This window comes from Aeromonas veronii (assembly GCF_040215105.1).
Lineage (GTDB): Bacteria > Pseudomonadota > Gammaproteobacteria > Enterobacterales > Aeromonadaceae > Aeromonas > Aeromonas veronii_G.
This window is the reverse complement of the sequence record NZ_CP157875.1, coordinates 548,825-562,297: the sequence shown is the minus strand read 5'-3', so window position 1 is coordinate 562,297 and position 13,473 is coordinate 548,825. Positions and strand designations below refer to the sequence as shown.

The 13,473-nt window shown below is 60.9% G+C and carries 12 protein-coding genes and 4 tRNA genes; 12 read left to right on the top strand and 4 right to left on the bottom strand.

Going from position 1 to position 13,473, the window contains the following annotated elements; translation table 11 throughout:
- Positions 1–3 precede the first annotated feature (3 nt).
- The gene (gene hfq, locus ABNP46_RS02740) at positions 4–363 is read left to right on the top strand and encodes an RNA chaperone Hfq (protein ID WP_349920894.1); all 360 of its coding nucleotides are present in this window, start codon (positions 4–6) and stop codon (positions 361–363) included.
- Between the two features lie 135 nt (positions 364–498).
- Here the strand turns inward: hfq and ABNP46_RS02735 are convergent, their stop codons facing one another.
- The 3 genes from ABNP46_RS02735 to dapA all read right to left on the bottom strand — a co-directional run bounded on the left by ABNP46_RS02735 (position 499) and on the right by dapA (position 3,864).
- On the bottom strand, positions 499–1,089 hold the full coding sequence (locus tag ABNP46_RS02735; protein ID WP_349920893.1) for an HAD family hydrolase: 591 nt from the start codon (positions 1,087–1,089) through the stop codon (positions 499–501).
- A 143-nt stretch (positions 1,090–1,232) separates the two neighbouring features.
- Positions 1,233–2,897, bottom strand: a complete 1,665-nt coding sequence (locus ABNP46_RS02730) for a GGDEF domain-containing protein (protein ID WP_349920892.1) — start codon at positions 2,895–2,897, stop codon at positions 1,233–1,235.
- A 94-nt stretch (positions 2,898–2,991) separates the two neighbouring features.
- Positions 2,992–3,864 (bottom strand): 4-hydroxy-tetrahydrodipicolinate synthase, encoded by an 873-nt coding sequence (gene dapA / locus ABNP46_RS02725; protein ID WP_349920891.1) that lies wholly within the window; start codon positions 3,862–3,864, stop codon positions 2,992–2,994.
- A gap of 275 nt (positions 3,865–4,139) precedes the next feature.
- Between dapA and rsmC the strand changes: the two genes are divergently transcribed.
- The 8 genes from rsmC (at position 4,140) to ABNP46_RS02685 (ending at position 8,972) form a co-directional block, all read left to right on the top strand.
- On the top strand, positions 4,140–5,168 hold the full coding sequence (gene rsmC / locus ABNP46_RS02720) for a 16S rRNA (guanine(1207)-N(2))-methyltransferase RsmC (RefSeq protein WP_349920890.1): 1,029 nt from the start codon (positions 4,140–4,142) through the stop codon (positions 5,166–5,168).
- A 137-nt stretch (positions 5,169–5,305) separates the two neighbouring features.
- On the top strand, positions 5,306–6,523 hold the full coding sequence (gene glgC / locus ABNP46_RS02715; RefSeq protein ID WP_349920889.1) for a glucose-1-phosphate adenylyltransferase: 1,218 nt from the start codon (positions 5,306–5,308) through the stop codon (positions 6,521–6,523).
- Positions 6,513–7,979, top strand: a complete 1,467-nt coding sequence (glgA, locus tag ABNP46_RS02710; RefSeq protein WP_349920888.1) for a glycogen synthase GlgA — start codon at positions 6,513–6,515, stop codon at positions 7,977–7,979. The genes glgC and glgA overlap by 11 nt, the downstream gene beginning before the upstream one ends.
- A 110-nt stretch (positions 7,980–8,089) precedes the next feature.
- A tRNA-Leu gene (locus tag ABNP46_RS02705) sits at positions 8,090–8,175 on the top strand.
- A 55-nt stretch (positions 8,176–8,230) separates the two neighbouring features.
- Positions 8,231–8,316 (top strand) — tRNA-Leu (locus ABNP46_RS02700).
- A gap of 45 nt (positions 8,317–8,361) precedes the next feature.
- Positions 8,362–8,447 (top strand) — tRNA-Leu (locus tag ABNP46_RS02695).
- A gap of 70 nt (positions 8,448–8,517) precedes the next feature.
- Positions 8,518–8,603, top strand: a tRNA-Leu gene (locus tag ABNP46_RS02690).
- Between the two features lie 102 nt (positions 8,604–8,705).
- The gene (locus ABNP46_RS02685; RefSeq protein WP_349920887.1) at positions 8,706–8,972 is read left to right on the top strand and encodes a late competence development ComFB family protein; all 267 of its coding nucleotides are present in this window, start codon (positions 8,706–8,708) and stop codon (positions 8,970–8,972) included.
- 12 nt (positions 8,973–8,984) lie between these two features.
- Here ABNP46_RS02685 and ABNP46_RS02680 read toward each other — a convergent pair whose 3' ends face one another.
- Positions 8,985–9,194: a hypothetical protein gene (locus tag ABNP46_RS02680; RefSeq protein ID WP_349920886.1), complete on the bottom strand. Its 210-nt coding sequence runs from the start codon at positions 9,192–9,194 to the stop codon at positions 8,985–8,987.
- Positions 9,195–9,496: 302 nt separating this feature from the next.
- Between ABNP46_RS02680 and nhaC the strand changes: the two genes are divergently transcribed.
- The 3 genes from nhaC to ABNP46_RS02665 all read left to right on the top strand — a co-directional run bounded on the left by nhaC (position 9,497) and on the right by ABNP46_RS02665 (position 13,250).
- Positions 9,497–10,906 carry a Na+/H+ antiporter NhaC gene (gene nhaC, locus ABNP46_RS02675; protein ID WP_349920885.1) on the top strand — a complete coding sequence of 470 codons (1,410 nt, stop codon included), beginning with the start codon at positions 9,497–9,499 and terminating at the stop codon, positions 10,904–10,906.
- 97 nt (positions 10,907–11,003) lie between these two features.
- Entirely contained in the window at positions 11,004–11,927 is a 924-nt protein-coding gene (locus ABNP46_RS02670; RefSeq protein ID WP_349920884.1) for a LysR family transcriptional regulator, read from the top strand.
- 177 nt (positions 11,928–12,104) lie between these two features.
- Complete coding sequence (locus tag ABNP46_RS02665; RefSeq protein WP_349920883.1) at positions 12,105–13,250, top strand: ABC transporter substrate-binding protein; 1,146 nt, start codon at positions 12,105–12,107, stop codon at positions 13,248–13,250.
- Positions 13,251–13,473: the final 223 nt, after the last annotated feature.

The following is a 13,473-nucleotide window of genomic DNA, read 5'->3' as shown; positions in this document are numbered from 1 at the left end:
TTTATGACAACTGAATCCCCAAGCTACTCCACGATTGAGCAAGCATTCTCACTTGGAAATGGGCAGGATTCCGCCCTCAACTGGTTGCGCAAAAATCGCAGTCAGGTCGCCATCTTCCTGGTGAGCGGCATCAAGCTGGAGGGGACCATCAGCGGCTTCGACCAGTACAGCGTGCTGTTGACCGATGCCCATGGCAACCAGCAGCTGGTTTACAAGGCCAAGATCTCCACCATCGCCATGCACTCCGGTCGCCCGGCCGTGAGCATCCAGCGTGCCCGCAAGCCCCGCGTCTCCATGGCGCCGCGCGCCCACGGTGCACCGAGTCGCTATGACGACAATCAGGGCGGCAGCAGCGAGCAATAAGGCTCGCTCTTTTCCTGCCCCGCGCTTCGCCACGTCATCTCCTGGCGCAAATGACCGTCCACTCTCATGTTTATCGCCTGTCCCGTATGAGAGTGGACGTTTTACCCCGGGTGGCCAGACCCGATCCCTCCCGACTCAGTAGCTCAATCCGACCGGTTTTCCTGCCTTGACCATGCACACCTGCATGCCCGCCGCCTGACCGGCCTGGGCACCGATGCCCGTGTCTTCGAATACCAGACATTGACCCGGCTCGACCCCGAGGCGACGCGCCACCAGCAGGAAGGTGTCCGGATGGGGTTTGTGCAGCTCGACATCGTCGGCGGTGACCACCACCGGGAAGTAACGATCCAATCCGGTATTGCGCAGCACGGCCTCGGCATTGACCCGGGGAGACCCTGTCCCGATCCCCATGGGAATGAGGCCATGATAGCGCTCCACCAGTTCCAGCATGGCCGGGAAAGGCGTCGCCTTGTGCAGGTTGGCCACATAGTGCTCCGTCTTGCAGCGGGTCACGATCAGAGGATCCAGCGCAATCTGCTGCTCCTCGGCCACCAGCAGCGCGATCTTGCGGCTCGGCATGCCCCCCAGCTCATAAAACCACTCCCCATCGAAGCGGAAGCCAAATTCCCGTGCGGTATGTTCCCATGCGGCCAGGTGCAGCGGCATGGAATCCACCAGGGTTCCGTCGAGGTCGAAAACCAGGCCTTTAAATCCGGAGAGGGTCATGATGCGGGATCTGTCGTTGAAAAATGGGCCCCCATTCTAGCCAGAGCCAGGGCATCTCGCCATGCGCCCGAGGACGAGAAACGCTTGCGGCCCCATTTATGATGCTGGGATCACACTCGTCGAAGCCCGTGAGCCAGGCGGGCTCAATGGGGAGCGACGAGAGAGTCCACCCGATAGGCCAGGGTACAGGCCCGCCCTCGGGACTTGGCATGATAGAGCGCCTGATCCGCCTGCTCGGTGAGGGTCTGCCACCCCTTGTCCGCTGAGGGAATGAGATAGCTGAAACCGATGCTGACCGTGAGATGCGACTCCACCCGGGAGGCGGGATGGGGGATCCGCAGCCTGTTGAGCCCCTGGTGGATCTGCTCCGCCAGCCGCTCCGCCTCTCCCGCCTGCGGCGCGCACAGCAGGATGACAAACTCCTCCCCGCCATAACGGGCCACCAGGTTGGTCCGCCGTCGCTCCGTCTCCTGCAGCAGCGCCGCCACCTGCTGCAAGCATTGGTCGCCCTTGCCGTGGCCGAAGTGATCGTTGTAGGACTTGAACTCGTCCACATCGATCATCAGCACCGCCAATACCCCCTGATGACGGCGGGCCCGCTCCCACTCCCGTTCCATGGTGATGTCCCACTGGCGACGATTGGCGATCCCGGTCAAGGGATCTTCCAGGGACAATAGGGAGAGGCGCCGATTGGCCTCCTCCAGCGCCCTGTTGGTATCGGCCAGCTGCCGGGTGCGCTCCTGCACCCTCTGCTCCAGCTCCCGATTGAAACGCTCAAGTGCCGACTGGGTACGTTGGCGGATCAGCAACTGGGAGAGCATGGCGGCGTATTGCTTGAAGATCTCGCTCTGATAGGCCTTGAGGGGCCGGCGCCAGAGCAGGTTGTCGGCGGCGATCCAGCCGATGGGGGTGGCCCCGTCCCACAGCGAGACCATGGCGTTCCAGCCCCGTCCCACCTCCTGCTGCTCGTAATAGAGGGGGGCATCCTCCAGCACCAGCACATAGTCCTTGCGCCGCAGCGCCTCCTGCACCGTGGGGTGCTCCGGGATGGGGGTGACGAAATGGCGCTCGTTGGTGAGCTCTCCCGCCTCGTTGGTGCCCCAGGTGCCGTGCATGGTCTTGCGGTCGTTGTCGATGAGAAAGATGGCGACCCGATCGAACTGCAAATCCTCCCGGGCGAGCACCACGGCGTCGTGCAGCAGTTGATCCTCGCTGTCGCAGCGAGAGAGCCTGACCCCGACCTCATGCAGGGCCTGCAGCAGATGGAGGAAGGCATCCTGCAGGGCTTGGCTGCGAACGAGATCCGCCTGCGTGTTGAGGCGCTGATCCCGCTCCCTGTCCACTTGGCTGGCGAGCCTTCTTCCTTCCAGTTCTGCTGCCAGATAATGCATAAGCAGCTGAATACTCTGTTTCTTTTGATTTGACAGGCGATCTATGCGGCGGCGGGTTTCCAGATAGACCACGGCCTCCAGTCCCTGATGGCGTTTGAGGGGGAAACTGACCCGCAGGCGCGGCGCCTCGGGTTCGACGCTCTCCCAGATCCCATGGGTCGGTGCCACGGGTTCCACCAGCAGCTGGCCAAGCGCCAGGGAGCGTTCGATGAAGGAAACGGGCAACGGGAGGGTCGACAGGGCGTCGGCAGCCAGGCACAGCAAGCCCGACTCCGGCCGGTAACAGTAGAGCTGGGGCACGGGTGCCCGCAGCCACAGATAGATCTGCTCGGCTTCGGTCTTCTCGCTGACCGCCGCCAGGGTCACTTCACAGAGATGTTCAAAGCTGGTGAAGTGCTCCGGATCCCATTCTTGCATGCCCACTCATCCTTGAAATGTATCCAAGCGAGTATATCGACAAAGTCAGCGGCTAACTGACTTGGCAATCAAAAGCGCGATCCAGAGCCCATTTTTACAGCAGGTCCAGTGCTTGCATGGCGCTGCGAATACGCTCTCGGGTCGCCTCGGACAGAGGCATCACCGGCAACCGGCACTCTTCGCTGCACAACCCCAGCAAGGAGACCGCATATTTGGCACCGGCGGGGCTGGGTTCGGCGAACATGGCCTGATGCAGCGGAATGAGTTTGTCCTGCAACTCGCGAGCCGCCTGCCACTCACCGGCCAGGGCCAGGTTCTGCACCTCGGCCACCAGTTTGGGCGCCACGTTGGCGGTCACCGAGATACAGCCCTGGCCGCCACCTATGTTGTAGGCGACCGCGGTCGCATCTTCACCGGAGAGCCAGGCGAAGGGCTTCTTGATGAGCTGGCGCTCGGTCCAGGGGCGGGCCAGATCGCCGGTGGCGTCCTTCACCCCGGCAATGCGCGGCAATTCGGCCAGCCGGGCCAGGGTCGCCGGCTGCACATCGACGATGGCGCGGGGCGGGATGTTGTAGACGATGATGGGCTTGGTGGTGGCGTCATGCACCGCCTTGAAGTGATGATACAACCCCTCCTGATTCGGGCGGTTGTAGTAACCGGCCACGTGCAGGGTGGCGTCAGCCCCCGCCTGCTCGGCGTGACGGGTGTACTCGATGGCCTCCACCGGGTTGTTGGAGCCGGCACCGGCGATGACGGGCACCCGACCGGCCACCTGCTTCACCACCAGTTCCACCACCCGGCAATGCTCGTCGTGGGTCAGGGTCGGGCTCTCCCCCGTGGTACCGACCGGCACTATGCCATGGGTCCCCTGCGCTATGTGCCACTCCACCAGACGGACCAGCGCGGCTTCATCCAGTTGGCCCTGTTTGAAAGGGGTGATCAGGGCAACTATCGAACCTTGAAACATGGATTTCCTTCTCCTGACTGAATTAATGGGTCAATAAAAAGCCCCGGTACGAGGGTCGCTACCGGGGCTGGAATCGTCTCAGGGATGAGAGGTTACGCGCGCACGTCAGCAGGCCCGGGGATCAGGCTGTGTTTATGCTTTCGTTTCGATACGCGCTGGCGCATGGCTCATCTCTGGATATATAAGGTGTCTGGCATATTTCGGGAAGGCGGCATAAATGTCAAGGCGAAAGCAGCCATGTATAATGGCCGCCCAAAATTGCGTGGAGAAAACCAATGAGCCGTCCTGTCAGTGCCGTCAGCCAGATGCTGGAACGTAACCAAGCCCTCTTCGTCGGCAAGCGGCTGCTCGTCTGCGGCGCCCTGGAGGATGACTATCCGCGCCAGCTGGCCGAACTGACTGACTCCCTGACGGTCTTCACCACCGACTACTGCTACTACCTCAGCCAGCAGGCCGCCCTCGGCGACGCCATACTGTTCGATCACCAGCTTGGCGGCGCCCCCCGCTTCGATGCCCTGCTGCTGCTGATGCCCAAGGCCAAGGCCGAGGCCCAGTACCTGCTGGCCATGATGGCCCCCTTGCTGGAGGCGGGTGCCGATCTGCTGCTGGCGGGGGAGAACAGAGGGGGGATCAACGGGGCCGACAAGCTGCTGGCCGCTTATGGGGAGAAACCGGTCAAGCGGGATTCGGCGCGCCGCTGCTCCCTCTATCACGGGGAGCTCAGCAAGCCGGTCACCCCGTTTGAGCTGGATGCCTGGTTCAGCCGCTATGAATGCCAGGCCGGGGACACCTCGTTGACGGTGATGGCCCTGCCCGGGGTATTCAGCGCAGACGGCCTGGATCTCGGCAGCCAGATGCTGCTGGCGAGTCTCCCCCCCATGACGGGCAAGCTGCTGGACTTTGGCTGCGGGGCCGGCGTCATCGGCGCCACGCTGGCCAAGCGCAATCCCGAGCTGCAAGTGCACCTGGTGGACATCAGCGCCCTGGCACTGGAATCCAGCCGCCGCACCTTGGCCGCCAACGGTCTGCAGGGGAAGGTGCACGCCTCCGATGTCTACTCCGACATTGAGGGGAAATTCCAGCATATCGTCTCGAATCCCCCCTTCCATGCGGGCCTCAAGACCTTCTACGCCGCCACCGAAACCTTCCTGGAAAAAGCCCCCGCCTACCTCAGCGCCAACGGCTCGCTGACCATAGTCGCCAACGCCTTCCTGCGATACCTGCCTATACTGGAGGCTCACTTTAAACAGACCGAGATCATCGGCAGCGATACCAAATTCAAGGTCTATCTGAGCAAACTGTAAATAAATGTAAGTGCTTAATAAAACCTGTAGAGAGTGCCAGACGGGATCTGTTAAGGTGACTGAAAACGATTTCCACCCCTTTTGGGGTGTTTTTTCGCAGCAAATTGAAAACCTTTTCATGCAGAGAGAAAAATACAATGGCAGGCATTTTGACCATGATCCTGGCCGGAGGAGAAGGAACCCGTCTCCAGCCACTGACCACGACTCGCAGCAAACCCTCGGTGCCCTTTGGCGGTAGTTACCGGCTGATCGACTTCGTCCTCAACAACTTCGTCAACGCCGACTTCCTGCGCATCTATGTGCTGACCCAGTTCAAATCCCAGTCTCTCTATCTACACATGAAGAAGGGCTGGAACATCGTCGGCATCACGGATCGCTTCATCGATCCCATCCCGGCCCAGATGCGGATGGGCAAGCGCTGGTACGACGGCACCGCGGACGCCATCTACCAGAACCTGCGCTTCATCGAGACCTCGGATCCCGAGCATGTCTGCATCTTCGGCTCCGACCACATCTACAAGATGGACGTGAGCCAGATGGTCAGCTTCCACAAGCAGAAGGCCGCGGCCATGACGGTCGCCGCCCTGCGCATGCCCATCGAGGAGGCGAGTGCCTTCGGGGTGATCGAAGTGGATCAGGAAGGACGGATGATAGGCTTTGAGGAAAAACCCAAGCATCCCAAGCACATCCCCGGGGATCCGACCCAGGCCCTGGTTTCCATGGGCAACTACATCTTCGAGACCGAGACCCTCTATCGGGAGCTGAAGCGGGATGCCGCGGAGGAGAACTCCAGCCATGACTTTGGCAAAGACATCATCCCCAGCCTCTATCCGCGCACCCCTGTCTATGTCTATGACTACAGCGGCAACGTGATCCCAGGGGAGAAGCCCAATGTCTACTGGCGTGACGTGGGGACGCTGGATGCCTATTGGCAGGCCCACATGGACCTGGTGGCCGACGACGCCCCCTTCTCCCTCTACAACCGCAAATGGCCGTTGCATACCCACTACCCGCCCCTGCCCCCCGCCACCTTCATCGACACCGATGACTGCAAGGTGAAGATCGCCAACTCCCTGATCTCCGGTGGTTGCTTCATCCAGGGCAGCCAGATCCAGCGATCCATTCTGGGCTTTAGCTGCAACGTCGGCCCCTGCAGTCACATTAGTGAATCCGTGCTGCTGGGGGATGTGAAGATCGGGGAAGGCAGCTCCATTCGACGCGCCATCATCGACAAAAACGTTGAAATTGCACCCGGCACCGTGATCGGTGAGAATCTGGACCATGACAGAGAGAGGTTTACCGTGTCCGAAGGCGGTATCGTCGTGGTACCTAAGGGAGCAAGAGTTGGTTACTAGCCCGTTGAAAATTCTGTTTGTTGCCTCTGAGGTCGAGGGGTTGGTCAAGACCGGGGGCCTGGCGGATGTCGCCAGAGCCCTGCCACTGAATCTCGCCCGCCAGGGCCACGACGTTCGCATCATCCTACCCTTCTACCAAACCCTCAAACGCCGGGACGAGGCGAAACTCATCGCCTCGCGCTGGCTGCCGACCCCGCCGGATCGGGCTGACATCAGCTATCGCATCTATCAGCTGGAGCTGGACGGGGTCTGCGTCTACCTGCTCGATTGTCCGCAGTATTTCGAACGGCCCCAGCTCTACGCGGAAAACAACCAGGCCTATCCCGACAACGGCGAGCGGTTCGCCTTCTTTTGCGCCGCCGCCCTGCACGCCTGCGAGCAGCAGGGTTTCGCCCCCGACATCGCCCACTGCAACGACTGGCATACCGGCCTGCTGCCCCTGCTGCTCAAGACCCGCTATGCCGGCAACCCCTTCTTCCAGCACACCCGTTCGGTCATCAGCATCCACAATGCGGCCTTTCAGGGGGTGTTTGACCGCCCGCAGTTCTGGGCCCTGCCCGAGATCACCGACTACGAGCGGCGCATCAACTACGACTACGGCCACATCAACCTGCTCAAATGCGGGGTGCTCTATGCGGACAAGATCAATGCGGTCAGCCCCAACTATGCCAACGAGCTGCTGACCCACCTGGGGGCCCACGGCATGGCCAGCGTGTTCCAGCAGCGGGCGAGCGATCTGTGCGGCATCCTCAACGGCTGCGACTATCAGGACTGGGATCCCGCCAGCGACAGCTATCTGCCCGCGACCTATGATGCCGATCACCTGGACGGCAAGCGTCTGTGCAAGCAGACGCTGCAACAGGAGGCAGGGCTTCCCACTGCTGACTTGCCAATTTATGGCATGGTATGTCGCCTGACCGAGCAAAAAGGGGTACATCTGCTGATCCCGACCCTGACCAAGTTCCTGCAACATCAGGTCCAGCTGGTCATCGTCGGCTCAGGCGATCCTTCGCTGGCCGCCCAGCTGCAGGCCATCGCCCAGCAACATGCCGACAAGTTCGCCTTCATCAACGCCTATGACGACCGGCTGGCCCACCTGGTGGAGGCGGGCGCCGACTTCTTCCTGATGCCCTCCCTGTTCGAACCCTGCGGCCTCAACCAGATGTACAGCCTGGCCTATGGCACCCTGCCGCTGGTCCGCGCCGTCGGCGGCCTCAAGGATACCGTGGTGGACTGGGATGCTGACCCTGCGCGGGCCACCGGCTTTTGCTTCAACGATCCCACCGCCAGCACCCTGCTGGACGCCATGCGCCGCAGTCTGCTGCACTACCTGCAAGAACCGGAGCGTTTCGCCAAGGTGCAACGCACGGCCATGCAGACCCGCTTCAACTGGGCCGACTCCGTGACCCAATACGAACAGATGTATCGGGATGCACTGGCCAGGGGCAAGCACTGATTGCTGAAGTTTTGTGCCCTTAGCGCAGCTTTATCCGTCAACAGCGAAAAAAGTCCCCTTTGGCTGTTGACGCCCCCCCAAAACTCTATAGAATCCCCCACCGCAGTGATGCGAAGGTGGCGGAATTGGTAGACGCGCTAGCTTCAGGTGTTAGTGTCCCACGGATGTGAGGGTTCGAGTCCCTCTCTTCGCACCATACTGCAACATGCTCTTATCAGACGGCATGTAAATCCAGACTGATAACCCGATGTGCGAAGGTGGCGGAATTGGTAGACGCGCTAGCTTCAGGTGTTAGTGCCCCCCGGGTGTGAGGGTTCGAGTCCCTCTCTTCGCACCATGCTTTCATCAGACAGCATGTAAATCCAGACTGATGACCCGATGTGCGAAGGTGGCGGAATTGGTAGACGCGCTAGCTTCAGGTGTTAGTGCCCCCCGGGTGTGAGGGTTCGAGTCCCTCTCTTCGCACCATGCTTCTGACATGTAAAACCAGAGAATGCGCTCCAACCGCATTTAAAAACCAGCTGGAGAAAATCAGTGTGCGAAGGTGGCGGAATTGGTAGACGCGCTAGCTTCAGGTGTTAGTGTCCCACGGATGTGAGGGTTCGAGTCCCTCTCTTCGCACCATCTATTCTGCAAAAGGCCCATCACGCGAGTGTTGGGCCTTTTGTCTTTTCATGCTGCGCGGCTATGCTGTTGAGACTTCAACGCCATGGAAGGGAATGCCCGATGATCCTGGATGCCGACATTCACAATTTTTACGAGCACCTGGTGCTCAAGGAGATAGAGAAACAGGGGCTGGAACAGACGCTAAGCCCCCCGCAACTGGCCGATCTCTGCTGCCTCACCCTGAATCAACTGCCCGCCCACTACATCCGCCACAACGTCGACATGATCTACTTCACCACGGAAGTCGAGCGCACCGAGATGGAGCAGAAGGTCATGGCAGCACTGCGCCTGGCCCATGACAGGATCCTGGCCGTCCCCTCTCGCTGACTCGCTCGTCTGCTAGAGCCAGCTCTGCTGCCAGATCAGGGCGACAACCCCGGTCATGCCGGCCACCGGCAACAGGATCAATGCAGGCCTCAGTCTGGGCTCCAGCATGACCCAGGCCGCCAGCAGAAATCCCAGACTCCAGATGCCATAAGCCTTGTCCTGTCCCCAACCCCACACAGCCAATCCCCCTATCAACAGCAGGCAACGCACTATCCAGATCATGATGAAACCTCCACGGCACCAATTTGATAATAATTATCATTTGTATTTTAGGAGGGTGCAATCGGACTTTCCTATGGGTCTTGGTCATTTGAGTGGCATCGACCAAACACTCAAAAAATGCTTGCGAGATCAACTAATGGAGATGTTTTTCAATCATTAATGCATTTTTGCTAAATAAGTTGGGATTTTAGGCCTTGGGTTTGTGGTAGATTGCGCCCTCTTTTTGGGTTGGCTCCTCGGGATACAAGTATCCACAGGACGAGAGGCGCCCACCTTGGCGAGCAAGAGTTTAGGAAGTATCTATGCAAAACCAACAAAACCACATCCGACTACCGAGCATGCTGCAGGTGTTTGCCTGTCTGGCCATTTTCCTGGCCCTGGCCTTCTCCTTCACCAGCGTGCTCGACCTGCCGATCCAGCTGGCACTGTTCATCGCCTGGTTCGTCATCATGGGGCTCGGCATCAAACTCGGCCACGATTACAAATCCCTGGAGCAGGCCGCCGTTGACGGCGTCGCCAAGGGGATGGGGGCCATCCTGATACTGGTCTCCGTCGGTGCCCTGGTCGGCACCTGGATCGCCGGCGGCATAGTCCCCAGCATCATCTACTTCGGCCTCAAGGTGATACACCCGTCCATCTTCCTGCTGGCAACCCTGATCATCTGCTCCCTCACCTCGCTGGCAACCGGCACCTCCTGGGGCTCCGCTGCCACCGCGGGTATCGCCATGATGGGCATAGGCCACAGCCTGGGGGTGCCTGCGCCCCTGGTGGCGGGAGCCGTGCTCTCCGGCGTCTACTTCGGTGACAAGCTCTCCCCCCTCTCCGACTCGGTCGTTCTGGCATCCACCATGTCCAACGTCGACGTGGTGGAACACATCAAGGGCATGCTGCCCATCAGCCTGTTCTCCTACGTCATCACCGCCACCCTGTTCACCGTGGTCGGCATGCAGTACTCCGGCAATGTCAGCCTGGAGCAGGTCAATCTGGTGATGGGGGCCCTCGACAAGCAGTTCAACATCACCCCGCTGGCCATAGTGCCGGTGGTGCTGGTATTGGGCCTGCTGGCCAATCGCAAGCCCGCCTTCCCGGTCATCAGCTTCGGCGCCCTGCTGGGGCTAGTCTGGGCCATCGCCTTCCAGGACATGGATCCGGTCAAGGCGATGCACTCCGCCTACAGCCCGTTCGCCATCGTCTCCGGCGTGGACTTCATCGACAACATCCTGGGTCGCGGCGGCATGGAATCCATGCTGGGCTCGGTGGCCGTCATCATCTTCGGTCTGGGCTTTGGCGGCCTGCTGGAAAAGGTCGGCATCCTGGCGGTCATCGCCAACGCCTTCGAAAAGCGGATCCAGGGGGTGGGCAGCCTGACCACCCACACCATTGGCACCGCCTTCCTGGCCAACGTGTTCGGCTCGGCCATGTATGTGTCGCTCATCCTGACGCCCAAGATCATGGCCAAGAACTACGACCGGCTGGGGCTGGCACGCAAGAACCTCTCCCGCAACGCCGAGTTCGGCGGCACCCTCACCTGCGGCATGGTGCCCTGGAGCGACAATGGCATCTTCATGGCCGGGGTATTGGGAGTCGCGACCCTCGACTACCTGCCCTACATGTGGCTCAGCTTCACCTGCATCATTGTGACCATCACCCTCGCCTATCTGGGCAAGGCCGTGAACCGGGTACCGGTGATCGAGGCGGCCAGCTCCCGCTAAGTCCGCAAAAAACAATGATAAAGGCGCCTGCGGGCGCCTTTCGTTTGGATGCTGTTCGCGGTTAAGCTGATGGCTCACCCAGTGGCAGGATGCCCAGATGAACTTCACCTTTCGCCAGATCCGTTACTTCGTCGCCGTGGCCGACAGCTTCTCGGTGAGCCGTGCCGCCGCCGAGCTGCACATCTCCCAGTCTGCCGTCACCAGCGCCATCCGTGAGCTGGAAACTGAACTCGGCGCCGCCTTGTTCGAGCGCAACCCACGCGGGGTCAGCCTCACCGCCCAGGGCCACCAGTTTCTGCTCCATGCCAGGCGGATCCTCGGCGCCATGACGGAGGCAGGCCAGTCCCTCAAGGCGGTGGCGCAACAGGATCAGGGCCAGCTCACCATAGGGGTAACGACCCTGGTGGCGGGCTACTACCTGTCGGAGGCCCTCGGCCGTTTTCGCCGCGCCTTCCCGGCGGTACGCATCGAAGTGAAGGAGGACGAGCAACCCTATCTCGAACACCAGATCGTCAACGGCGAGGTGGATGTGGGGATATTGATGACCAACCGCACCATCCGTCAGGAGGCGTTCGATACCGAACTGCTGACCCGTTCCCCGTTGCGGCTCTGGCTCGCCGCCAACCACCCCCTCTGCGCCGAGTCCAGCCTTTCCCTCAAGGCCCTGGCCGAGGAGCCCATGATCTCCCTCACCGCCGATCAGCTGGATCAGATCATCGGCTCCGGCCTGCGCCGCTACGGCGTCTCTCCCCGCATCGTGCTGCGCACCGCCTCGGTGGAAGCGGTGCGCAGTCTGGTGGCCAGCCAGCTCGGTGCTGCCCTGCTGCCGGATTTTGCCTACCGTCCCTGGTCACTGGAGCAGGAACGGGTGGAGGCCCGTCCCATCAAGGAACCCGTCCCCGCCATCGATATCGGCCTGGTGTGGCGTCGGGGTTCCCAGCTAGGCTGGACCGCCCGGGAATTCATCGACATAGTGCGGGACCAGAGCCGGCTACGGGCTCGCCAAGCCACCTTCCGTTAAAAGCCTCCCCACAAGAAATACAGATTCATCTGCGCTCGATATCGATTTCCCAGATACCTTGGCGGTTAAAAATTGAAATTTTCATTACTCGCGCCTTCTCCTACGCTCATGTCTGGTTAACAGGATGTTAATGCCATGGCGTGGCGCCATGATGTTCGATCATGCAAGGAGTGCGAGATGAAACTGACCCCCCTGACCCTGGCCCTGCTCCCCGCCCTGTTGGCAGGCCAGACCCAGGCCGCCCCCACCGAACTCGGCAAGGGTGAAGGCCAGCTCAACATAGTGGCCTGGGCCGGCTATGTGGAGCGCGGCGAGACCGACAAGAACTACGACTGGGTAACCGGCTTCGAACAGGAGACCGGCTGCAAGGTCAGCGTCAAGACCGCCGCCACCTCGGATGAGATGGTGGCGCTGATGAACGAAGGTGGCTTCGATCTGGTGACCGCCTCCGGCGACGCCAGCCTTCGCCTCATCGCCGGCGGCAAGGTACAGGTCCTGAACCTTGCACTCATCCCAAGCTACGGCAAGATAGATCCCCGTCTGCAGAGCGCGCCCTGGCACACGGTGGACGGCAAACACTACGGCGTGCCCTATCAGTGGGGCGGCAACATCCTGATGTACAACACCAAGACCTTCCCCAAGGCCCCCGACTCCTGGAGTGTGGTGTTCGAAGAACAGACCCTGCTGGATGGCAAGTCCAACAAGGGGCGGGTGCAGGCATTCGACGGCCCCATCCACATCGCCGATGCCGCCCTCTACCTGATGACCCACCAGCCAGCGCTCGGCATCAAGGATCCCTATGAGTTGAACGAGGATCAGTACAAGGCCTCCCTTGAGCTGCTGCGCAAGCAGCGCCAGCTGGTGGGTCGCTACTGGCACGATGCCTTCGTCCAGATCGATGACTTCAAGAATGAGGGGGTGGTCGCCTCCGACTCCTGGCCCTTCCAGGCCAACACCCTGATCGCCGACAAGCAGCCCATCGCCACTACTGTGCCCAAGGAAGGGGTCACCGGCTGGGCCGATACCACCATGGTGCACAGCGAAGCCAAGAACCTGACCTGCGCCTACAAGTGGCTGGAACACTCCCTCAACAGCAAGTTGCAGGGGGATCTCGCCTCTTGGTTCGGCTCGGTCCCCGTGGTGCCCGCCGCCTGCGAGGGCAACGCTCTGCTCGGGGCTGAAGGATGCAAGACTAACGGCATCGACAACTTCGACCGGGTTCACTTCTGGCGCACGCCGGTTTCCCAGTGCAAGAGCCAGGGAACCTGTGTGCCTTACTATCGCTGGGTCTCGGACTATATCGCCATCCTGGGTGGTCGCTGAGCCGGTTTGACACAAAGCAAGTCCGCGGCCCGAGCCAAAGCACTGTGTGACCTTTACCTACCGCTGGGTCTCGGACTATATCGCCATCCTGGGTGGTCGCTGAGCCGGTTTGACACAAAGCGAGTCCGCGGCCCGAGCCAAAGCACTGCGTGACCTTTACCTACCGCTGGGTCTCGGACTATATCGCCATCCTGGGTGGTCGCTGAGCCCCTTCAGGCAAGCA